At 70.7% G+C, this 22410-nt stretch carries 20 protein-coding genes; 12 read left to right on the top strand and 8 right to left on the bottom strand.

Going from position 1 to position 22410, the window contains the following annotated elements; all coding sequences use genetic code 11:
- Window positions 1-151 precede the first annotated feature (151 nt).
- The 6 genes from AC1ROY_RS25985 (at window position 152) to AC1ROY_RS25960 (ending at window position 6601) form a co-directional block, all read left to right on the top strand.
- Window positions 152-1129 carry a Bug family tripartite tricarboxylate transporter substrate binding protein gene (locus AC1ROY_RS25985; RefSeq protein WP_493151822.1) on the top strand — a complete coding sequence of 326 codons (978 nt, stop codon included), beginning with the start codon at window positions 152-154 and terminating at the stop codon, window positions 1127-1129.
- 25 nt (window positions 1130-1154) lie between these two features.
- Window positions 1155-1841, top strand: a complete 687-nt coding sequence (locus AC1ROY_RS25980) for a cyclase family protein (RefSeq protein ID WP_493151821.1) — start codon at window positions 1155-1157, stop codon at window positions 1839-1841.
- Window positions 1842-1882: 41 nt separating this feature from the next.
- Complete coding sequence (locus AC1ROY_RS25975) at window positions 1883-2503, top strand: FMN-binding negative transcriptional regulator (RefSeq protein ID WP_493151820.1); 621 nt, start codon at window positions 1883-1885, stop codon at window positions 2501-2503.
- Window positions 2504-2561: 58 nt separating this feature from the next.
- Window positions 2562-3095, top strand: a complete 534-nt coding sequence (locus AC1ROY_RS25970; RefSeq protein ID WP_493151819.1) for an RNA polymerase sigma factor — start codon at window positions 2562-2564, stop codon at window positions 3093-3095.
- An 8-nt stretch (window positions 3096-3103) separates the two neighbouring features.
- Complete coding sequence (locus AC1ROY_RS25965) at window positions 3104-4063, top strand: FecR family protein (RefSeq protein WP_493151818.1); 960 nt, start codon at window positions 3104-3106, stop codon at window positions 4061-4063.
- Window positions 4064-4156: 93 nt separating this feature from the next.
- Window positions 4157-6601, top strand: a complete 2445-nt coding sequence (locus AC1ROY_RS25960; protein ID WP_493151817.1) for a TonB-dependent siderophore receptor — start codon at window positions 4157-4159, stop codon at window positions 6599-6601.
- Here the strand turns inward: AC1ROY_RS25960 and AC1ROY_RS25955 are convergent.
- Window positions 6598-8376, bottom strand: coding sequence for an FAD-binding oxidoreductase (locus AC1ROY_RS25955; RefSeq protein WP_493151816.1), 1779 nt, complete (start codon window positions 8374-8376; stop codon window positions 6598-6600). The two genes, AC1ROY_RS25960 and AC1ROY_RS25955, sit on opposite strands and share 4 nt — an antisense overlap.
- A gap of 386 nt (window positions 8377-8762) precedes the next feature.
- Between AC1ROY_RS25955 and AC1ROY_RS25950 the strand changes: the two genes are divergently transcribed.
- The 5 genes from AC1ROY_RS25950 to AC1ROY_RS25930 are packed head-to-tail and all read left to right on the top strand — an operon-like array spanning window position 8763 to window position 13834.
- Window positions 8763-10946 (top strand): TonB-dependent siderophore receptor, encoded by a 2184-nt coding sequence (locus tag AC1ROY_RS25950; protein ID WP_493151815.1) that lies wholly within the window; start codon window positions 8763-8765, stop codon window positions 10944-10946.
- Window positions 10940-11251: a DUF3649 domain-containing protein gene (locus AC1ROY_RS25945; RefSeq protein WP_493151814.1), complete on the top strand. Its 312-nt coding sequence runs from the start codon at window positions 10940-10942 to the stop codon at window positions 11249-11251. The genes AC1ROY_RS25950 and AC1ROY_RS25945 overlap by 7 nt, the downstream gene beginning before the upstream one ends.
- Window positions 11248-12816, top strand: coding sequence for a PepSY-associated TM helix domain-containing protein (locus tag AC1ROY_RS25940; protein WP_493151813.1), 1569 nt, complete (start codon window positions 11248-11250; stop codon window positions 12814-12816). Before AC1ROY_RS25945 ends, AC1ROY_RS25940 begins: the two co-directional genes overlap by 4 nt.
- A complete protein-coding gene (locus AC1ROY_RS25935) occupies window positions 12816-13142 on the top strand; it encodes a DUF3325 domain-containing protein (RefSeq protein ID WP_493151812.1) in 327 nt (108 codons plus the stop codon). The genes AC1ROY_RS25940 and AC1ROY_RS25935 overlap by 1 nt, the downstream gene beginning before the upstream one ends.
- A 14-nt stretch (window positions 13143-13156) precedes the next feature.
- Window positions 13157-13834 (top strand): DUF4198 domain-containing protein, encoded by a 678-nt coding sequence (locus AC1ROY_RS25930; protein WP_493151811.1) that lies wholly within the window; start codon window positions 13157-13159, stop codon window positions 13832-13834.
- Between the two features lie 128 nt (window positions 13835-13962).
- Here the strand turns inward: AC1ROY_RS25930 and lpxD are convergent, their stop codons facing one another.
- The 7 genes from lpxD to gbd all read right to left on the bottom strand — a co-directional run bounded on the left by lpxD (window position 13963) and on the right by gbd (window position 21064).
- The gene (lpxD, locus tag AC1ROY_RS25925) at window positions 13963-14985 is read right to left on the bottom strand and encodes a UDP-3-O-(3-hydroxymyristoyl)glucosamine N-acyltransferase (protein WP_493151810.1); all 1023 of its coding nucleotides are present in this window, start codon (window positions 14983-14985) and stop codon (window positions 13963-13965) included.
- Between the two features lie 82 nt (window positions 14986-15067).
- Entirely contained in the window at window positions 15068-15715 is a 648-nt protein-coding gene (locus tag AC1ROY_RS25920; protein WP_493151809.1) for a hypothetical protein, read from the bottom strand.
- 98 nt (window positions 15716-15813) lie between these two features.
- Window positions 15814-16785: a Bug family tripartite tricarboxylate transporter substrate binding protein gene (locus AC1ROY_RS25915; protein WP_493151808.1), complete on the bottom strand. Its 972-nt coding sequence runs from the start codon at window positions 16783-16785 to the stop codon at window positions 15814-15816.
- 30 nt (window positions 16786-16815) lie between these two features.
- Complete coding sequence (gene leuB, locus AC1ROY_RS25910; protein WP_493151807.1) at window positions 16816-17892, bottom strand: 3-isopropylmalate dehydrogenase; 1077 nt, start codon at window positions 17890-17892, stop codon at window positions 16816-16818.
- Window positions 17893-17906: 14 nt separating this feature from the next.
- Window positions 17907-18506, bottom strand: coding sequence for a 3-isopropylmalate dehydratase small subunit (leuD, locus tag AC1ROY_RS25905; protein ID WP_493151806.1), 600 nt, complete (start codon window positions 18504-18506; stop codon window positions 17907-17909).
- Complete coding sequence (gene leuC / locus AC1ROY_RS25900; RefSeq protein WP_493151805.1) at window positions 18506-19930, bottom strand: 3-isopropylmalate dehydratase large subunit; 1425 nt, start codon at window positions 19928-19930, stop codon at window positions 18506-18508. The genes leuD and leuC overlap by 1 nt, the downstream gene beginning before the upstream one ends.
- A gap of 3 nt (window positions 19931-19933) precedes the next feature.
- A complete protein-coding gene (gene gbd / locus AC1ROY_RS25895) occupies window positions 19934-21064 on the bottom strand; it encodes a 4-hydroxybutyrate dehydrogenase (protein ID WP_493151967.1) in 1131 nt (376 codons plus the stop codon).
- A gap of 421 nt (window positions 21065-21485) precedes the next feature.
- On the opposite strand from gbd, the gene ku reads away from it, so the two are divergent.
- The gene (gene ku, locus AC1ROY_RS25890) at window positions 21486-22406 is read left to right on the top strand and encodes a non-homologous end joining protein Ku (protein ID WP_493151804.1); all 921 of its coding nucleotides are present in this window, start codon (window positions 21486-21488) and stop codon (window positions 22404-22406) included.
- Window positions 22407-22410 lie beyond the last annotated feature (4 nt).

Genomic DNA, 22410 nt, shown 5'->3' with positions numbered 1-22410 from the left:
GGAAGCACGGCTTGCATCGGGAAACCGTGCGCTGCACGGTCCTCATAAGCAATCCCGGGCCGGGAAGAATTCCACATTGTGGATCGGCCTGAACGGAGCGCAATGGAAGGAGCATCGCTGGCGCCAGGCCCCTCGAACCGGGAGTCCGCTGATGCGCGCTTTTCACCGTCGTCGCCTGCTCGCTGCCGCAGCCGGCCTCGCTGCGGCGCCTGCCTTCGCCCAGACGGGCAACTTCCCCAGCCGCTCGCTCCGCCTGCTGGTGCCCTTCCCGCCGGCCGGCGCGGCGGACGTGATGTCGCGCGTCGTGGCCGAGGCGGCGCGGCCGGTGGTCGGGCAATCCGTGGTGGTGGAGAACCGCTCCGGCGGCGGCGGCTCGATCGGGACCGAGGCCGCGATCAACGCGCCGGCCGACGGCTACACCATCTTCATGGGCAACCAGTCCACCCACTCCATCAACCCCGAGGCGCGGACCAACCTCACCTACGATCCGGGGCGGCGGCTCGTGCCCATCGCCTCCGTAGGGAACGTCGCGCAGGTGATCTACGTGCGGAACGGGCTGGGGGTGGGCAGCGTCGCCGATCTCATCGCGATGGCGAAGGCGCGGCCGGGGCAGATCAGCTACGGCAGCACCGGCGTCGGCACCGGCAGTCACCTCGCCATGCTGCTGCTGGAGGGCCATGCGGGCATCGAGCTGAACCACGTGCCCTTCCGCGGCACGGCGCCGGCCACCGCCGCGCTGCTGGCGAATCAGATCGACATGGCGATCGACACCATGCCGACCGCCCTGCCGCACATCAACGGCGGCAGCGTGAAGCCGATCGCGGTGACGACGCTCACGCGCCATCCCCGCCTGCCGGATGTTCCCGCCCTGCCCGAGGCCGGGTTTCGCGACTACGAGGCGGTGCTCTACTATGCGCTCTTCGTCCATGCCGACACGCCGGCGCCGATCGTGGCCTGGCTGGGCGACAGGTTCGAGGAGGTGGTCGCGCAGCCCGCGGTGAGCGCGAAGCTGCTCGACATGGGCGTGGACCCGCTGCCGGTGAAGCGCGCCGATCTCGCCGCCTATATCGCCACCGACCGCGCGCGCTGGGGCGGCGTGATCCGCCGTGCCAACGTGCGCGTCGAATAATCTTCCCACACTCAGGAGACGTCCCTTGGAATTCGTCGATCTCAGCCGCGAGCTCTTCCACAAGACGCAGGCGCACCCCTCGCACCCGCCCGTCATCATGACGGTGTGGAACGACCACTCCGAGCCCAAGAAGGCCGGCAACACCACCTTCTCCAGCAAGGCGCTCTCCATCGCCTTCTCTGACCATGCCGGCTCGCATGTGGACGCGCCCGTGCACTTCGATCCGCGGCCGGATGCGCTGTCCATCGACCAGATGCCGCTGGAGAAGTTTTATACCTCCGCCTTCTGCATCGACCTGTCGCACGTGCCGCTGAAGACCTCCGCCACGCTCGAGGAGGTGCAGGAGGCGGTCAAGAAGTCCGGCCAGACCATCCAGAAGGGCGACACGGTGCTGATCTACTTCGGCACGACCAAGCTGCTCGGCACGCCGGCCTACCAGCACGACTTCGCGGGGCTCTCGATCCCCGCGATCCGCTGGCTGGCGGAGCAGGGGATCGGCATGTTCGGCGTGGAGGCGATCAGCCCGGCGCCCGAGGGCGAGCCCAACTTCCAGGCGCACATGGCCTGCGCCGAGCTCGGCATCACGCACATGGAATGCCTGACGAATCTCGACAGGCTGCTCGGCCGCGGGCGCTTCACCTTCATCGGCTTCCCGCTGCGGATCCGCGGGGGCACCGCCAGCCCCATCCGCGCTGTCGCCCTGTTCAACTGAGGGCATTTCGTAGCCCAATGGGACGGTCAGGAGGCCGTCCCATGCATCTGCTGCAGCCCGAATTCGCCATCCCGCGCGACGAGGCGCTCGACCTCGCCGCACGCCGTGGCTTCGGCATGCTCACCGCCTTCGACGGCATGCGGCCCATCGGCTCGCACGTGCCCTTCGTGCTCAAGGGCGAGGTCATCCAGGCCCATGTCACCAAGGCCAACCCGCTCGCCGCGCTGGCCGACGGGCGCGACTTCCTGCTCGCCGTCACCGGGCCCGACACCTACATCTCCAACGACTGGTACGCGATGCCGGACAACGTCTCGACCTGGCTCTACGAGGCGGTCCACCTCACCGGCCCGGCGCGGCGACAGGAATTGACGCTCAACCGTGCCCATGGCGACGCGCTGCTCGCGACCGCCGAGGCACGGGTCGCGCCCAAGCCGCCCTGGGGCCTCGAGAGCATGGAGCCCGGCAAGCGCGAGGCGATGCTGGCCTATATCGTCACCATCGAGATCGCGATCGTCAGGGTCGAAGGCCAGCGCAAGCACAACCAGCTCAAGCCCGATTCCGACCATCTCGCCATCGTCCGCATGCTGGAAAGCCGCGGCGAGCCCAACGGCCTCGCCATCGCCGCGAAGATGCGCGCGGCCCGGCCGCACCTCGACTATTGAGGCTTGCGGCGCCCCGCGCCGCCACGTATTGCGAGCCATTCGCAACTGCATCGGGGCCATGGCCGAGGATCTGGACGAGCTGTTCCGCCTCTACCAGGCGGAGCTGAACCGCTTTGCCTATCGGAGCCTGGGCAGCCAGCAGGCGGCGGCCGACGTCGTGCAGGACGCCTTCCTGCGCTACGCCGCCAGACCCCGGCAGGAGGTCGAGAACCCGCGCGCCTTCCTCCGCCGCATCGTCAGCAACCTCATCCTCGACCGGCAGCGCCATGCCCGCCGCCAGCCCGAGCACGTGGAGCTCGACGAGATCGCCGAGCGCGTCGCCTCCGCCCAGCCCGCGCCCGAGCAGGCGATGCTGGCGCGCGAGGAGCTGGAACTGCTGCACAAGGCCATCCTGGAGCTGCCGCCCCGCGGAAGGGAGGTCTTCCTGCTGCATCGTTTCGAGGGTCTGGACTATGCGCAGATCGGCGAGCGCCTCGGCATCTCGCCCAACACCGTGATGGTCCACATGACCCGTGCCTTCTCGGCCCTGCGCAAGCGCCTACGCGATTTTCGCGAGGGGGATGTAATGGGCCCGCCGGGCGGCGGCGTCTGAATCGCCGGATGACGGACGAATCTGACCCCATGGAGGAGATCGAGGAGGCGGCCGTCGCCTGGTTCGTCCGCCTGCGCGACCCCGCGCTCTCCGACGCCGATCGCGCGGCCTGGGGGGACTGGATGCGCGCCGATCCGCGCCACGCCGAGGCCTGGCGCGAGATGGAGGCGATGTGGTCCGGGATCGAGCCGCTGCGCCACGCCCTGACCTCGCCGGCGCTGGTCCCACCGGCGCCGCGCCCGCGCCCGCGCCCGGTCACGCGGCGGCGCATCTGGCAGGTGGCGGCTGCCGCCTCGGTGGCCGCCGTCGCGGGCGGGACCATCGCCGCCTGGCCGGAGCTCACGGCCGATGCCCGCACCGCCGTCGGCGAGCGGCGGCTGGTCCAGCTGGAGGACGGCTCGGAGGTGCTGCTGGGCGCGGCGTCCTCCTTCTCCACGGAGTTCACCGCGGCGCGGCGGCGGCTGTTCCTGCATCGCGGCGAGGCCTTCCTGACGGTCGCCCGCCAGGCCGGGCGGCCCTTCGTCGTGGAGGCCGAGGGCGGCGAGGCCGAGGCGCTGGGCACGCAGTTCGAGGTGCATATCGGCGCCGAGGCGGTCTCCGTCGCCGTGGCCGAGGGCCAGGTGCAGGTGAGTCGCGGCGGGCAGTCGCTGCGCCTCGATCGCGGGCAGGGCGCGCATTACGGCGCCTTCGGCCTGCGCGGCCCGTCCGGCGTGGCGCTGTCCGAGATCGCGGCCTGGCGGCAGGACCGGCTCATCTTCCGCGACCTGCCCCTGTCGCAGGTCGCGCGCGAGCTGGAGCGCTACCGCTCCGGGCGCATCGTGGTGACGAGCGACGCGGCGGCGCGGCTGATGGTCTCGGGCGTCTTCAACAGCACGGCTCCGGACGCGGTGCTGGATGCGATGGCCCGCGCCCTGCCGATCCGGGTGCGGCACCTGACGCCGCTGCTCGTCCTGATCGGCAGCGCCTGAATTTTTCTCCGCGGCCTGTAATGGGGGCGGCTCCCCCCTTCGTCATGCCCTTTGACGCGATTGACTCGCATTCGCAAATCAGAGGAATTCGGCATGGATCGGGGATCGACGGGCGGGCTGGGGCGCGGGATGCGGTTGCTGACGCTCCTGGCCGCGGCCGCATGGGCGGCACCGGCCGTGCCGGCCTTGGCGCAGCCGGCGGCGAACGAGCCGGCCATGTCCTTCGCCATCCCGGCCCAGCCGCTGCGCGACGCGCTGATCCAGTTCTCCCAGCAGTCCGGCATCGAGACCGTCTTCGACGGCGCCATGACGCAGGGCCGGAGCTCCGCCGAGGTGACCGGGGCGCTGCGGCCGAGCGAGGCGCTGGGCCGCCTGCTCGCCGGCACCGGCCTCGCCTGGCGCTTCACCCGGGCGAACACCGTCACGCTCGTCCCGGCGCCCGTCGCCGCGCCCGGCGACAGCTCCGCCGTGCAGCTGCCGGAGGTGAACGTGCAGGCCGGGCTGCAGCGCGGCTGGAGCCCGGTGCGCGGCTATGTCGCCGAGGTCAGCACCGCCGGCACCAAGACGGATGCGAGCATCATCGAGACGCCGCAGTCCATCTCCGTCGTCACGCGCGACCAGATGGACGCGCAGCGGGCGCAGACCATCCGCGACGCGCTGCTCTACACGCCCGGCGTGCTGGCCAGCCAGGGCTTCAGCCGCAGCGACGAGACGCTGATCATCCGGGGCTTCCAGGGCACCGCGCAGAACAACGCCATCTATCGCGACGGCCTGCGCTGGGGCACCAACAACTACGGGCTCGGCCTCATCGAGCCCTATGGCCTCGAGCGCATCGAGGTGCTGCGCGGGCCGGCCTCGGTGCTCTACGGCTCGGCCGAGCCGGGCGGCATCGTGAACCTCGTCAGCAAGCGGCCGCTGCTCACGCCGCTGCGCGAGATCGAGCTCTCCGGCGGCAGCTACAACAACCGGCAGCTCGGCATCGACTTCGGCGGGCCCATCGATGCGGCGGGCGTCTGGTCCTACCGGCTGACGGGGCTGATCCGCGAGAGCGACACGATGATCGACCACATCCCGGACAACCGGCGCTACATCGCGCCGGCGATCACCTGGCGGCCGAATCCCGATACCACCGTCACCATGCTCGCGAGCTACTACCACGGCGAGACGCGCTACAATTACGGGCTGCCCTTCATCGGCACGGTGCTGCCCAACCGCAACGGCCAGATCCCGACCAACCGCTTCGTCGGCGAGCCGGGCTACGACCGCTACGTCACCGACAACTTCGCCATCGGCTACCTGGCCGAGCACCGTCTCAACGAGACCTGGACGCTCCGCCAGAATGCCCGATACCTCTGGTCGGAATCGCAGATCCGCGACCTGCAGGTCGCCGGGACGACGACGGCCGCGGGCCTCTCCGCGAACCAGCGCGTGGTCAACCGCTCGGCCGAGAACCGCCGCACCAGCTCCTCGCAGTTCATGATCGACAACCAGGCGCAGGCGCGCTTCCGCACCGGCCCGGCGGAGCACACCGTCCTCTTCGGCCTGGACGTCACGAACACGCGCATGGTCGACATCCGCGGCGTGACGGCCGCCACGCCGGCGCTGAGCCTCGACCTCTTCTCGCCGCGCTACGGCGCCTTCGTCGCCGCGCCGCGGCTCGGCTCCACGCTGAACAGCCTGACGACGGTCTCGCAGGTGGGCCTCTACGCCCAGGACCAGATCCGCATCGCCGACCGGCTGGTGGTGCTGATCGGCGGGCGGCAGGACTGGGTGAACTCCCAGGTGACGAACCGCATCGCCCGCACCCAGGTCGGGCCGGACGACAGCGCCTTTACCGGCCGCGTGGGCCTCGTCTACCTCACGGATATCGGCCTCGCGCCCTATGCCAGCTATGCCGAATCCTTCCAGCCGAGCACGAGCGCCACGCTCTTCGGCGGCGGGGCGCTGCGGCCGACGACGGGGCAGCAGTACGAGGTGGGCATCCGCTACCAGCCGCCGGGGATGCGGAGCCTGGTGAGCCTCGCGGCCTATCAGCTCACCAAGCAGAACGTGGTCGGCGTCGACGCGGCGCATCCGGGCTTCGCGGTGCAGATCGGCGAGCAGCGCTCGCGCGGCATCGAGCTGGAGGGGCGCGCGCAGCTGACCGACGGGCTCGCTGCCATCGCCAGCTACGCCTACACCGACGCCGAGATCACCAAGAGCGCGACCCGCGCCGAGGTGGGCCGCACCCCGGCCGCGGTGCCCATGCATCAGGCCTCGCTCTGGGCGGACTACACCTTCCGCGAGGGCCCGCTGCGCGGCCTCGGCCTGGGCGGCGGCGTGCGCTACCTGAGCTCGACGCGCGACACCGCGAACTCGGTGCGCGTGCCCGACTTCACGCTGGTGGACGCGATGGTGCGCTACGACCTCAGCGAGCGCTGGCGCCTCTCGGTCAACGCGACGAACCTCTTCGACAAGCAGTACGTCGCGACCTGCACCTACGCCTGCTTCTACGGCGAGCGGCTGACGGTGACGGCAGCGCTCCGGCACAGGTTCTAGGCGTGAGTGAAGCCGTCGTCGCTCCAGCCTTCCGAGCCCACTCCGTGGTGGACGAAGAACAGCCCCTCGGGATCGTAGCGCCGCTTCGCTTCCAGCAGGCGCGGGTAGTTCGGACCCCAATGCGCGGCCTGCCAGTCCGCTTCGAAATAGTCGGATTCGGAGACGTAGGAGGCCGGCGCGACCACCAGCCGCCGCAGCGCCTCGCTGGACGCCCGGATCGCCGCGGCGCGGCGCCGCCCTGGCCCCGGGTCCGGCAGCGCGCCGAGGAAGGTGGTCGGGCCTGCGCCGCCGATGATCGCCAGCGCGAAGGCTTCCAGGGCGGCGGGGTGGATCGCCGTGTCGCGTGCGGTGGCGATCGCCTCGGGCGGCGCGCCGGCGAGGCCCTTGTTGAAGTGGAGCGCCACCGGCCAGTGGCGGCTGGCGGCGAAGAGCGCATCCGCAAGCCGATCCTGCTCGGCGAGCAGCGCTTCCGGCAGCCAGGTCGAGGCATAGCCGTGGAGGAACTGCCCGACCTGCCCGGAATCGCCCGACCAGAAGACGCTGGCCGCGGACGCGCCAGGGCGGGTGTCGGGCATGATCGCGCCGGGCACATGCGTCCGGAGGAAGTCGGCATCCCAGAGGCGGCGTGCCGGGGCGGAGACGAAGCGGAAGGGCTCGTCGATGGCGAAGTCGCCCGGCGCCGCGGCGATCATGCTCAGGAAATCGCGCCAGACCTCGGCCGCGCCGTCCCGGTCGAGGCCCTGGAAGACCATCGAGACCGCCAGCCTGTTGTCGTGCCGGATGGTGACGCTCTCGCCCCAGTGCGGGTTGTGCAGGTGTCCGGCGTGGAGGGCGACGAAGCGCTCGATCAGCCGGCGGAACGCGGCGTCGGAGCTCGCGCGGATGGTGCCGAAGGCGGCGCCGAAAGAATCCGGCAGCGCGTGGGTGCGCAGCGTCACGCGCGTCACGACGCCGAGGCTGCCGCCACCGCCGCCCTTCAGTGCCCAGAACAGCTCGGGCTCGCTGCAGGCATTGGCGATGCGGATCTGCCCGTCGGCCGTCACCACCTCGGCCTCGATCAGCCCGGCCGCCGCCAGCCCGTAGCGCTTGGAGAAGCTGCCGAAGCCGCCGCTCTGGATCAGGCCGGCGACGCCCACCGTCGCGCAGCCGCCGCCCTGCACGTAGCGGCCGCCCTGGGTCGTCACGGCGTCATAGGCCTGCATCCAGATGGCGCCGGCGCCCAGCGAGACGGCCTGCTGCGCCGTCACGGCGCCGCAACCCTCCGCGACGAAGGCCTCGTGCAGCGCGATGTCGTTCATCCGCCGCGTCCAGACCAGCAGCGAATCCGGCGCGCAGGACGTGCCCTGGTAGCTGTGCCCGCCGCCCTTCACCACGAGGCGCAGCCGGTTCTCGCGGGCGAAATCAACGGCGGCGGCCACGTCGCGCGCGTGCCGGGCGGCGACGGCATAGGCGCTGGGCGCGGAGCGCCAGGCGTCGAGCCAGCCGCTCGACTGGGTCAGCCCCACCTCGTCGCCGAGGAAATAAGGGTTGGCGAGCTGCCGCTGCAGCTCCTGGCAGGCCGGCCCGTCCGGCGCGAGCTCGCAGGCGGCGAGGGGCGGCGCCACACGGATCAGCCGGCCGTTCACCTGCCGGTCCAGCGCCTCCCAGGCGGCGGCCGAGGGCCAGCCGGGATCATCGGGGCGCCGGCGCCGGAAGGGCTCGGCGGCCCGCGCCGGAAGCAGCGGAAGAGCCGCCAGGGCGCCCGCCTGCCGCAGCCATCCCCGCCTGTCCTGCATATCCGCCGCCCCGCCCGATCCGGTGGCCAGGCTAGCACGACAGGAGGCTGACGATGCGGGCGGCGGGAAAACGCGAAGGCCCCCTTGCCGCAATTGCGAATGAGTTGCAAATAAGCCGGACCGGGGAGAAGGGGTTCTCCGGAAGGACCAGCCGGGGGCCCATGACGAGACCCATCCCCTCGCTCGTATCGCGGACGGCTGCCGGCGCCCGCGGTCGCGTTGCTCGTCGGGCCCTCGGCGGCCCTGGCTCACGTCATGCGTGCCATCGGCGCAAGCTTTTGTTCCGAAAGCGGAAAATTGCGATACCGCGCTTGTCGATAATGCGAATCATTTGCAATACGGTCTCCACCCGACGGACATCTCCGCGGGACAGGAGAGGGCCGAAGGTGATCCGACACTTCCGACGCGCGCAGGATCTGCGCTGGCTTCCCGCAATCGCCATCCTCTCCCTGGCGGGGGGCGCGAAAGCGCAGGAGGCTTCCGCCCCGTCGGACGCCGTCGTCCTGCCCCAGCTCGCGGTCGAGGGCGCGCACGCCTCGGCCCGCGGGCCCGTGGAGGGCTACGTCGCGCCCACCAACGCCACCGGCACCAAGACCGACACGCCCCTGCTGGAGACGCCGCAATCCGTCTCCGTCATCACGCGCGACCGGATGGACATCCAGAACGTCCAGTCGCTGGGCCAGGCCTTCCGCTACACCGCCGGCACCAACATCGAGCAGTACGGCGAGGACACGCGCGGCGAGTACTTCTCCATCCGCGGCTTCGCCGGCGACATCTACCTGGACGGCCTGCGCGCGCCGAACTCCTCCGGCTACAACGGCTTCCGCCTCGAGCCCTGGGGGCTGGAGCGGCTGGAGGTGCTGCGCGGCGCGAGCTCGGGCCTCTTCGGCCAGGGCAATCCGGGCGGCGTCATCAACGGCATCAGCCGCACGCCGCAGCTGAACATGCGCAACACGGTCGCGCTGCAGGGCGGCAGCTTCAACCGCATCCAGGGCTCCTTCGACGTCGGCGGAAGGCTGAACCAGGACGGCACGCTGCTCTGGCGCCTCAACGGCCTCGTGCGCGACGCCGATTCGCAGATCGACGGCGTGCGCAACAACCGCATCTACGTCGCGCCCTCGATCCGCTGGGCGCCGACATCGAACACCAGCATCACCTTCCTGGGCAGCTACCTGCGCGACGACACGGGCTCCTCGGCGCAGTTCCTGCCGCCGCTCGGCACGGTCTTCCCGAACCCCTACGGCCGCATCTCGCGCAGCCTGAACACGGGCGACCCGAACTTCGACCGCTTCTATCGCCGGCAGGTCACGGCCGGCTGGCTCGCCGAGCACCGCATCAGCGACGCCTGGGTGGTGCGGCAGAACTTCCGCTACACGCACCAGGACATCGACTACCTGTCGATCTATCCCGCCTCCGGCCAGACGACGGCGCAGCGCGCGGTCATCCGCGGTGTCGGCTACTCGCGGCAGGGCTACGACAACGTCTCCGTCGACAATCAGTCGGAGGTCCGCTTCGCGACCGGGCCGCTCCAGCACACGGTGCTGACCGGCCTCGACTATCGCTGGCAGTTCAACCAGAACCGCTTCGGCTCCGGCACCGGCCCGGGCCTCGACTTCTTCAACCCGGTCTATGGCGTGCCGATCACGCGGCCTTCGCTCTACCGCGTCGGCGGCACCACCCTCAGCGTGACCAACAGCAACCAGTTCCTGAACCAGATCGGGCTCTATGCGCAGGACCAGATCCGCCTGGGCAACTGGCTGCTGACGCTGACCGGCCGGCAGGACTGGGCGACGATCGACAGCCGCAACAACCTGAACCGCGCGCAGACCAACCAGGACGACAGCGCCTTCACCGGCCGCGTGGGGCTGCTCTATGCCTCGTCGATCGGGCTTTCCCCCTATGCCAGCTACTCCACCTCCTTCCTGCCGGCGACGGGCACCTTCGCGCCGCAGCGCGGCGGCGGCCTCTTCCAGCCGACGACCGGCGAGCAGGTCGAGGTGGGCATCAAGTACCAGCCGCGCGGGATGAACAGCTTCTTCACCGCGGCCGCCTACGACCTGAAGCAGCAGAACGTCTCCACCACCGATCCGCTCTATCCCGGCTTCAGCGTCCAGAGCGGCGAGGTCCGCGTGCGCGGGCTGGAGTTCGAGGCGACCATGAACCTCGCCAGCGGGCTGAACCTGATCGGCGCCTTCACCGTCATGGATCCCGAGATCACCCGGAGCAACACGCTCACGCGCGGCAACCGGCCCATCGCCACGCCGACGCACCAGGCCTCGATCTGGGCCGACTACGCCTATCGCGTGAACGAGGACCTCACGCTCCGGGTCGGCGGCGGCGTGCGCTACACGGGCAACACGCTGGGCAACAACGTCAGCGGCGCGATCTACCATGTGCCCAGCTACACCGTCGTCGATGCCATGGCCTCGGCCGACTACAAGAACTGGCGCCTGCAGCTCAACGCCACGAATCTCGGCGACGAGTACTACGTGCAGGCCTGCAGCGGCGGCGCCAACTGCGCCTACGGCACGGGGCGCAGCATCTACGCGACGCTGGCCTACCGGTGGTAGCCCTGGCCGCCCCGTCGATGGTCTGGACGCGCATGCGCGGCTGGCGCTGGCCGGGCGTGGCGATGCGCGTGGTGGCGGCGATCCTGGGCGGCTATGCCATGGCGGCGCTCGCCTCCATCGTCTGCGCCACCCTGCTGCCCATCGGCCGCGCCGAGGCGGTGCTGACCGGCATGCTGCTGAGCTTCGCCGTCTATGCCGGCACGGTGGTCTGGGTCTTCGCGGCGCGCACGGCGCTGCGGGCCTGGATCGGCATGCTGATCCCCATGGCGGTGCTGGCCGCCGCAGCCTGGCTCTCCTGGCCATGAAGAACGGCTTCCGCCAGTCCATGGCCTGGCTGCACACCTGGTCCGGCCTGCTGGTCGGCTGGATCCTCTTCGCCGTCTTCCTGACGGGCACCGCGAGCTACTTCCGCGGCGAGATCTCGCAATGGATGCAGCCGGAGCTGCGCGCCTCCTCCGCCGGGCCCGAGGCCGCGGCGGAGCTGGCCTTCGGCACGCTGCGGCGGATCGCGCCGGACTCGCCCACCTGGTTCATCGGCCTGCCGCAGGAGCGCGATCCTGTCATCCGCGTCTTCTGGCGCACCCCGACCCAGCGGCGCTTCCAGAGCGCGGTGCTCGATCCCGTCTCGGGCGAGCCGGTGACCTCACGCAGGACGCTGGGCGGCGAGTTCTTCTACCGCTTCCATTTCGAGCTCCACATGCAGCCGATCTGGGGCCGCTGGGTGGTGGGCTTCTGCGCGATGATGATGCTGGTCGCGATCATAAGCGGCATCATCACGCATCGCAGGATCTTCGCCGACTTCTTCACCTTCCGGCCGGGCAAGGCGCCGCAGCGCTCCTGGCTGGACGCGCACAACGCGCTGGCCGTGCTGGCGCTGCCCTATCACCTGATGATCACCTACACCGGCCTCATCACCCTGATGCTGATGTACATGCCTTGGGGGATCGACGCGGCCTACCGCGGCAACCGCCAGGCCTTCTTCGCCGAGGCGGTGGGCTCGCCCCCGCCGCCGCGTGCCGCGGGCCGGCCCGGCGAACTCGTGCATGCGGGGCCGCTGCTCGCCGAGGCGATGCAGCACTGGGGCACGCCCTCGCTCAGCCGCATCAACGTGCACAACCCGTCCGACGCGAATTCGGTGATCCAGATCAGCCGTGGCGAGTCCGGGCGGATGTCGGTGAATCCGCAGACGCTCGTCTTCAGCGGCACGACCGGCGCGCGGCTCGCCGAGACGGGCAGCGACGCGCCGGCCGCGGCGACCCGCGGCGTGACCTACGGGCTGCATATCGGCCGCTTCGCGGGTCCGCTGATGCGCGCGCTGTTCTTCCTCTCCGGCCTCGCGGGCACGGCGATGGTGGCGACGGGGCTGATCCTCTGGGCGGCGAAGCACCGGCAGAAGCGCGCGGCCATGGGCTCGCCCGGCTTCGGGCTGCGGCTGGTCGACACGCTCAACATCGGCACCGTGGCCGGGCTGCCCATGGCGATGTTCGGCTTCTTCTGGGCGAACCGCCTGCTGCCGCTCGGCATCGCCGAGCGCGCGGAATGGGAGGTGCGCGTCTTCTTCGGGTTATGGGTATTGTCGCTGCTGCATGCGCTGATCCGCGCGGCACGCCGGGCCTGGATCGAGCAGTTCGCCTGCGCCGCTTTCCTGGGCCTCGCGATCCCCGTGCTGAACGCGTTGACGACGCATCGCCACCTCGGCGTCTCGATTCCCGAGGGCGACTGGTCGATGGCGGGGATGGACCTCGGCCTTGCGGCGATGGGCGCTCTGATGGGCGCGATCGCCTGGAAGCTGGCACGGCGGCCCGAGACGGCCCCCGCCGCGCGCAAGGCACGCGGCGCGGCGGTGCCCGCCATGGCGGAGCGCGCGTGATGGCCGCCCTCGCCTTCGCGCTGGCCTATGCCGGCTTCCTCGCGCTCTGCCTGTCCATGGACCGTCATCACCAGGAGCTGTTGGGCCGCCGCCCGAAGCCGCCGCGCCGCCATGCCCTGCGCGCGATGGGCTGGGCGCTGCTCGCGCTGTCGACCTGGCCCTGCGTCGCCGCCTGGGGCTGGGCCATGGGCCCGGTCGGCTGGCTCGGCCTGCTGACGGCGGCGGCGCTGCCGCTCGTGTTCCTGCTGCCCTATGCGCCGCGCGTGGCGATCTGGCTGGGCCCCGCCTTGCCGGCGCTGGCGGCGATCGCATTCCTCACACCCTGAAAAGGAGACGACCCATGAACAACGGCCTGCCCATGCTCCTGGTGACCGCCCTGGTCACGCTCGCCTCCACGGCGCTGGCGCACCAGCTCTGGCTGGAGCGTGACGGCGACACGGCGCGCCTCTACTTCGGCGAGCCGGTGGAGAACCTGCGCGAGCGCAGCGGCGCGCTCCTCGACCGCATCACCGGCCCCCGCGTCTTCGGGGCGGACCCCGCCGCCGCGCTGCCGCTGACCCGCCGCGAGGACCACATCGCGGCCGCCCTGCCGGCCGGCACGGGCGATGTCCGCATGATCGAGGACAGCATCCCGCCCTTCGGCCGCGCCGGCGCGCCGGATCGCCTCCGGGCCGTGATGCTGGCGCGCGAGGGCCGCAGCGAGACCCGCGCGGCGATGGATCTCGAGCTCGTGCCCGTCACCGCCAACGGCAACGACTTCGTGCTGATGCTGCGCGGTCAGCCCCTGCCGCGCGCCGAGGTCACGCTCGTCGCGCCGCCGCGCTGGGAGCGCAAGCTGCGCACGGACGCGCAGGGCCGCGTGAGCTTCGAGACGCCCTGGGCCGGCCGCTACGTGGCCGAGGCGATCCACACGGAGAACACGCCCGGCGGCACGGGCGACGGCGCCTATGCGCGCCTGCGCCATGTCTCGACGCTGTCCTTCACGGTGAGCGAGGGGATCGCCTGGACGGGGCGGTAAAGCTGCAAGGTTGCGTATTGAGGGGCTCTGCCCCTCGTTGTCTCCGCTTCGGGGCCAACCCCCGGCAGGAAACTCGTTTCCTGCGCCTTCATCAGTAGGGGGTCAAAAGCCCTCTCGCATCCACCGCGCTACCCGCGCTTCCCGACCAGCCGCTTCAGCGTCGCGACCTGCCGGAAGAACAGCGACGCCGGCTGCGCGGGGCTTCCGAGCATGCGCGAATGGGGCGGCACGTCGGCGATGACGCCGGACTGTGCGCCGATCTGCGATCCGGTGCCGATGGTCAGGTGTCCCGCCATGGCGGCCTGGCCGCCGACCTGGACGAAATCCTCCACCGTTGTCGATCCCGCGATGCCCACCTGGGCCACGATCACGCAGTAGCGGCCGAGCTGCACGTTGTGGGCGATCTGCACGAGGTTATCGATCCGCGTGCCGGCCCCGACGACCGTGTCGCGCGAGGAGCCGCGGTCGATGGTGCTGTTGGCGCCGATCTCGACGTCGTCCTCCACGATCACCTGGCCCAGATGCGGGATGCTCAGGAAGCCGTCCTTGGTCTTCGCGAAGCTGAAGCCCTCCTGGCCGATGCGCGCGCCCGGGCAGACATAGACCCGCGCGCCGATGCGGGCGTGGCTGATGCTGGCCTGCGCGCCCACGCGGCAGTCGGGGCCGAGGGTGACGCCGTCGCCCAGCACGGCGCCGGGGGCGATGCAGCAGCGCGCGCCGATCTCCGCATGGGCGCCGATCGAGACGAAGGCCCCGATCATCGCCGTCGGATGGATCACCGCCGTCGGATCGACCGCGGCCATGGGATGGATGCCGCTCTCCCGCGGGTGCAGCGGGTGGAAAAGCGCCGCGACCCGCGCCCAGGCGCCGTAGACCGAGGTGGTGAGGATCGGCACCGCGCCCTTCGGGACGTGATCGGCCAGATCAGGATGCACGAGCACCGCGCCGGCATGCGTGTGCTCGAGCGCGGGAAGGTAGCGGCGGTTGTCGAGGAAGCTGACCTGATCCTGCCGGGCCGAATGCAGCGCCGCGACGCCGCTGAACAGCAGTTCCTGCGTGCGGGCCGTGCCCTCCGCGGCGGCGGCCACGGAAGCGAGGGAATGCGGACCCGAGCGCGCGAAGAAGCGCGGGTCGCCGAGATTCGAAGTCACTTTGAGGCCTTCGCTGCCGTGCGGCGCCCAGTTTGGCACGGCTGGCGCCCGGAAGCGATTCGCGTTTCGGCTGCGTTCCGCCTCACGGGTTCACCGGAACCGAGAACCGCTCCCGCTCACGGCCGGGAAAATCCCGCAGGGCCGCGGCGATCAGCTCCGCCGAGCCGCGTCCGCCGGCCTCCCCCTCCGTCAGCTGGGCGTCGGTCGTGAACACGTGCTGGCCGGGCCCCCGCGGCTGGGTGAGGTCGTAAATCTGAATCTCGACGCGGCGCGCGGGGCGCGGATCGGAGGCCGCCGCATCGCCCGGAGGCGGGCTGCTGCGCGAGCGGCCGCCGCCGGGCATGCCCATCCCGCCCCTCCCGCGGACCCGCGCGCCGGAGGCGGGGTAGGCGCTGGACTGGCTGTCCGCGGCGCGGGGCTCGCGGCGCCCCTCCCAGACCATCACGGCGAAGCGCGCGGTCCCCGGCTCCGTGACCCGCACGAAATGGCGCGCGGTCAGCTCGGTCGCGACCAGCTCGGCGTTCCGGGCGTAGCCGGGGTCGCCGTCCTGTCCCCTCGCCGGCAGCATCACGAAGCTGGCGCCGGCGCTGCCGGGCGGAAGGTGCGCCTCGCGCTCCACCTGGATGCCCGAGGTGCCGCAAGCGGCCAGCAGGGCGGAGAGGCCAAGGACCAGGGCAAAGGCCCGCCGGCCCGGCCGCCCTGATCCGGTTCGCTCTCGGGAAGCTTGCATGCCGGCGCTCCTGGGGAGGCCCAGTGATAGCGCGCGGCGCGGCGGAAGTCAGAGACCGGAGGGTAACAAAGAACAACATCCGGCCCCTGCGCGACGCCTCACCCCAGCGTGATCCCCGCCGAGCGCACCACCTCCACCGCCGTCCGCCGCTGGCCGTCGAGCCAGCTCGCAAAGACCTCGGGCGAGCTGCCGACCATGATGGCGCCGGCCGGATCCATGCGCGCCCGCACCGCGGCCGCGCGCGCGGAGACGGCGGCGGCCGCGGCGATGCGCGTGATCGGACCCATCGGCGTGCCGACTGCGGCGAAGACACCGTTCCAATCGTTCATGTCGTAGCCGGGGAAGCCCGACTCCGCGATGGTGGGCACATCCGGCAGGGAGGGGATGCGCTCCAGGCTCGTCACCGCGAGAACGCGTGCCTTGCCGGAGGAGACCGGCGGCCGCACCGAGTTGGTGGTGATGAGCACCGCGTCGATGCTGCCGGACATGATGTCGCGCGCCGCGTCGGCGCCGCCGCGATAGGGCGCGTGGACCAGGCGCACGCCGGCCTGCTGCTCGAAGGCCGCGAGCGCCAGATGGGCCATGCCCGCCGCCGGCGGCGTGCCGACGCTGATCGTGTTGGGATTCGCCTTCGCATAGGCGATGAACTCGGCGAGGTTGCGCGCCGGAAAATCCGTCTTCACCGCGATCACCTGCGGGAAGGAGGAGATCTGCGTCACCGGCACGAAGTCCCGCTGGTAGTCGAAGCCGAGGTCGCGCATCAGAACGGGGTTGGTGAGCTGGTTCGCGGCGTCCACCAGGAAGGTGTAGCCGTCGCGCGGCGACTGCAGCGTGGCGTTGGCGGCGATGGTCGCGTTGCCGCCCGTGCGGTTCTCGATGACGATGTTCTGGCCGAGCGATTCCTGCATGTCGGCGGCGATCGAGCGCGCGGCCGTATCCGCCGCGCCGCCGGCCGCGAAGGCCACGACGAAGCGGATGGGCCGGTTGGGCCAGTTGTCCTGGGCACGCGCGATCATCGGCGTCGCGAGGGCCGCGCCGAGGACGGCGCGGCGGGTGGTCCATATTTTCATGTTCGTTACTCCCTGTATGCGAAGTCCGGTTCAGTGGGTGAGGCGCGCGATCTCCCGGGCGACGGCATCGCCCATGGCATCGGTGCCGAGGAGGGTGGCGCCCTCCTCCATGATGTCGGCCGTGCGGTAGCCCTCGGCGAGGACACGGCGCACGGCGCTCTCGACGCGGTCGGCCATCTCGGGCTTGTTCAGCGAGTGGCGCAGCAGCATCGCGGCCGAGAGGATCGAGGCCAGCGGATTGGCGATGTCCTTGCCGGCGATGTCAGGCGCGGAGCCGTGCACCGGCTCATAGAGGCCGCGGGCATCAGCGTTGAGCGAGGCGGAGGGCAGCATGCCGATGGAACCCGTCAGCATCGCCGCCGCGTCCGAGAGGATGTCGCCGAAGATGTTGCCGGTGACGATCACGTCGAACTCTTTCGGCTTGCGGACGAGCAGCATGGCCATCGCGTCCACGTATTCGTGCTTGAGCTCCACGTCGGGGTATTCGAGGCCGACCTGGGTCACCACCTCGCGCCAGAGCAGGCTGGTCTCCAGCACGTTCGCCTTGTCAACGGAACAGAGCTTCTTGCGGCGCTTGCGCGCGGCCTCGAAGCCGGCGCGGGCGACGCGGCGGATCTCGCTCTCGCTGTAGCGCATGGTGTTGATGCCGACGCGCTCGCCGTTCTCCTCATGGATGCCGCGCGGCGTGCCGAAATAGATGTCGCCGGTGAGCTCGCGCAGGACCACGAGGTCCACGCCTTCGATCGCCTCGCGCCGCAGCGTGGAGGCGCCGATCAGCTCGGGGAAGGCGAAGACGGGGCGGAAATTGGCGAAGAGGTCCATGCGCTTGCGCAGACGCAGCAGCCCATGGCCGCCGCGTTGGTGGGCGGGGCGCAGGTCGCTCTCATAGGTGCCGGCGGCGCCGAAGAGGATGGCGTCGGCCTTCTCGGCGAGCTGGGCCGTGGCCTCGGGCAGCGGGTCGCCGGTGGTGTCGTAGGCGGCGTCGCCGATCTTGGCCTCCGTCATCTCGAATTGCGGGCCGTTGGCTGCGACGGCGCGCAACGCCTTCACGGCCTGTGCCGTCACCTCCGGTCCGATTCCGTCGCCGCCCAGGACTGCGATGTGCATGTGAAATGTTCTCCCTAAAGATTATGACGACCGAGACGTCGCTCGAAGGCGGCGATGTCCTCGGAATGGGTGAGGGTGAAGGCCAGCTCGTCCAGCCCCTCGAGAAGGCTGCGCTTGGCGAAGGGGTCGATGTCGAAGTGCCAGACCTTTCCGGCCGCCGAGGTGACGGTCTGCGAGGGCAGGTCGACGGTGATCTCCGCGCCGGGCGAGGCCTCCGCCTCGTCCATCAGCTCCGCGACCGCATCGGCCGGCAGCACGACGGCCAGCATGCCGTTCTTCACGGAGTTGTTGGAGAAGATGTCGCCGAAGCTCGGCGCGATCACGGCGCGGACACCGCGGTCGTAGATCGTCCAGACCGCATTCTCGCGCGAGGAGCCGCAGGCGAAGTTCTGCCCGCCTAGGATGATCTTCGCCTCGCGCCAATGCGGCTGGTTCAGCGGGAAGCCCGGCACCTCGCTGCCATCGGGGTTGAGGCGCAGGTCGCGGAACAGGAAGGGCGCCTGGTCCTCGTCGCGGGGCCTGGCGAGGTAGCGCGCAGGCAGGATCTGGTCCGTGTCGATGTTCGCGCGACGGAAGGGCACGGCGCAGGAGGTGAGGCGGATGAAGGGATCCATCAGGCGTCTCCCATCAGGCGGCGGACGTCGGTGAGATGGCCTTCCACCGCAGCGGCGGCGGCCATCGCCGGCCCCATCAGATGCGTGCGCACCCCAGGTCCCTGGCGCCCGCGAAAGTTGCGGTTGGAGGTGGAGGCGACGCGCTCGCCCGGCACGCCGATCTCGCCGTTCGTGCCGAGGCACATGGAGCAGCCGGCCTCGCGCCAGTCGAAGCCGGCCTCGCGGAAGATGCGGTCCAGCCCCTCCTCCTCGGCCTGCTTTTTCACCGGGGCAGAGCCCGGCACGACCCAGGCCGTCACGCCCTCGGCTACGTGGCGACCGCGCGCGACGGCGGCGGCGGCGCGCAGGTCCTCGATGCGGCCATTGGTGCAGGAGCCGATGAAGACGCGGTTCACGGCCAGGCTTTCGAGCGGCGCATCCGGCGTCAGGCCCATGTAGCGGAAATTGTCGGCCATGATGCTCCGGCGCGCGGCGTCCGGCTCGTGCTCGGGGTCGGGAATGCGCGCGTCGATAGGCAGCGCGTCCTCCGGGCTGTTGCCCCAGGTGACCATGGGCGCGATGGCGGAGCCGTCCAGCGTGACCTCCTTGTCGAAGCGCGCGCCGGGGTCGCTCGGCAGGCGCTTCCAGCTTGCGACCGCGTCTTCCCACTCGATGCCCTGCGGCGCATAGGCGCGGCCGGCGATGTAGTCGAAGGTCGTCTGGTCCGGCGCCACCATGCCGGCGCGGCCACCGGCCTCGATGGACATGTTGCAGAGGGTCAGGCGGCCCTCCATCGAGAGACCGCGGATCGCGCTGCCGGCATATTCGATCACGTGGCCGGTGGCGCCCGCCGTGCCGATCTTCGCGATGATGGCGAGGATCACGTCCTTCGCCGTCACGCCGAAGCCGAGCTCGCCCTCCACGTTGATGCGCATGTTGAGCGGCTTGCGCTGCCACAGCGTCTGCGAGCCCAGCACATGCGCAACCTCGGTGGCGCCGATGCCGAAGGCCAGCGCGCCCAGCGCGCCATGCGTGGAGGTGTGGCTGTCGCCGCAGACGATGATCAGGCCGGGCTGACTCAGCCCGGTCTCGGGCCCGACGACATGGACGATGCCCTCATGCCCGCTCTTCAACCCGAAGAGCTGAAAGCCGAATTCCGCGGCGTTGCGCTCCAGCGACTTGACCATGAAGCGGTTTTCCTCATGGGTCATCGCTTCGCGCTCGACGGCGTCGGTCGAGACGTAATGGTCCGGCGTGCCGAAGGTCCGGTCGGGGGCACGTGGCGCCATGCCGCGCTTGCGCAGCATCTCGAAGGCCGGCGCCAGGCCGTCATGCACGAGATGCCGGTCCACGTAGAGCAGGGTCTGGCCGTCCTCGCGATCGAGCACGCGATGCGCATCCCAGATCTTCTCGAACATGGTGCGGGGTTCGGGGCTGTCCGACATGCGTCAGTCTCCGGCGTGGGCGGCGCGCAGCAAGGCGAGGTAATCCTCGCGCGTGGCGCGCCTGGGGTTGGTCAGGTGGTGGTGGTCGAGCATCGCGGCATCGGCGATGGCGGGCAGCGCAGAGGCCGGCACGCCCATCTCGCCGAGCGTCGCCGGCAGGCCGATGGAAACAGAGAGATCGGCGATGGCACCGGCCAGCAGCGGCGCATCCGCCGGCTCGCCCATCGCCGCGGCGAGAATGGGCAGGACGGCCTCGATGGCCGGCGCGTTGAAGCGTAGGACGTAGGGCAGCAGCACGGCATTGAGCGTGCCGTGGTGCAGCGGCACGGAGAGTCCTCCTAAAGGGTGCGACAGCGCGTGCACCGCGCCCAGCCCCTTCTGGAAGGCCAGCGCGCCCTGCATGGAGGCGAGCATCATCGCCTCGCGCGCCGCGACGTCCGACCCATCGGCGACAGCGCGCGGCAGAAAAGTCCAGGCGCGCGCCAGGCCGTCGCGCGCGATGGCGTCGGCAATGGGGTTCACGCGCGGCGAGCAGAGCGTTTCCACGCAATGCGCCATGGCATCCATGCCCGTGCCGGCCGTCAGCATCGGTGGCAGACCCAGGGTCAGGTCGGGATCGCAGATCGCCGCGCGCGGGATCAGGTGGGGGCTGCCGATGGAGAGCTTTCGCCCGTCTTCGAGCACGATCAGCGCGCCGCGGCTCACCTCGCTGCCGGTGCCGGAGGTGGTGGGGATCGCCACCACCGGAGCCGCCTTCGCCGTGATGCGCGCCAGCCCGCCCTCGATCACGGCATATTGGGACAGCGGGCCTTCATGCGTCGCCAGCAGCGCCACGGCCTTCGCCAGGTCGAGCGGCGAGCCGCCGCCCAGGCCGAGCACGCCGTCAGCCCCATGGTCGCGATAGGCGCGCGTGGCCGCGAGCACCGCGGCCTCGGTCGGGTTGGGTGGCACCGCATCGAAGACGGCGACCGCCATGCCGTCCGGCAGCGCCGAGCGGATGCGGTCGAGCAGCCCGGCCGCGATCACGCCCTTGTCGGTCACCAGCAGCGGCCGCGCGATGCCAGCCAGCGCGAGCTCCTCCGCGAGGCACGACACCGCGCCGCGCGCGAACTGCACGCGATTGAGATAGGTCATCAGGGACAAGCGGGTACGCTCCCACGCATCGGTATTTCCTCCGGGCGCGAGGATGGGGCAGATCGCCGCGCGCCGAAAGATGTCACGTGAGTCGGGGACGACGGCCCCGCCAGGGACTTAGTCCGACAAAGCAGAGCACCTTCCCCGCCTTCGGGCCCCCTCCTTCGGGATGGCCTGAAACCGGCCTTGGAGTTGGGATTCCCGTGCGTCGGCATCCGGCACGACAGCGTGCCGGGTCGGCTCGAATTGCGAAGTGTTCTTACCTGTGCTCCCGCCGGCCGACACACATTTATCGATAATTCGGGCGCCTTCTCGACGGGAGACGGGCTCCGCCCCCTCGTCGGCCGCGCCCGTCGCGGATTCCGCTGGGCGCAACCCGGCCCTGGGTCTAGCGTTCCGCCTCGGTTAGGAGATCCGAGGCATGGCACAAAGGCCCACCTGGGAGGGTCACCTCCGGCTGTCGCTGGTGGCCTGCCCCGTGTCGCTCTACCCAGCGACGAGCTATGCGAGCGACATCCACTTCCACCTGATCAACCCTGAGACGGGCAACCGGATCCGCCAGATCGTGGTGGACCCCGAGGCCGGCGAGGTGGAGCGGAAGAAGCTCGTGAGAGGCTTCGAGTACGAGAAGGATCAATACGTCCTGCTGACGGACGAGGAGATCAAATCCGTCCGGCTGGAGAGCACGCGCACCATCGATATCGAGCGCTTCGTCGACCAGAAGGAGATCGACCGGATCTGGTGGGACTCGCCCTACTACCTCGTGCCCGACGGCAAGGCCGGGCTGGACGCCTTCACCGTGATCCGCAGCGCCATGGAGGATGCGGGCAAGGTCGCGCTGGCCCGGGTCGTGATCGGCACGCGCGAGCGCGTGGTGGCGATCGAGCCGCGCGGCAGGGGCATGCTGCTGACCACCCTGCGCAGCCATGACGAGATTCGCGACGAGGACGCGTTGTTCGATGACATCCCGAGCATGAAGCCGAACAGGCAGATGATCGAGATCGCGGACAAGATCATCGAGCAGCAGGCCGGCGCTTTCGACCCAAGCCAGTTCAACGACCGCTACGAAGACGCGCTGCGCGCGCTCATCGAGAGCAAGAAGGGCGGCGACGACGGCGGCGTGACCGCGCCGCCCCCGCGCAACGACAATGTCATCGACCTGATGGAGGCGCTGCGGAAGAGCCTGGAGCAGGGCGGCAAGCCGGCCAACGATCAGCGCAAGCCCGCGGCCAAGGCCGCTCCCGCCAAGCGCGCTGCGGCGAAGCCGGCCGCGAAGAAGGCTCCCGCCAAGGCGCCGCCGCCGAAGAAGGCAGCCCCGGCCAAGCGCCGCCGCGCGGGCTAGGGCG

The organism is Roseococcus sp. GW821-FHT12F05, assembly GCF_058806835.1.
Note: the sequence above shows the minus strand (reverse complement) of the source record. Positions and strands in the feature narration are given on the sequence as shown.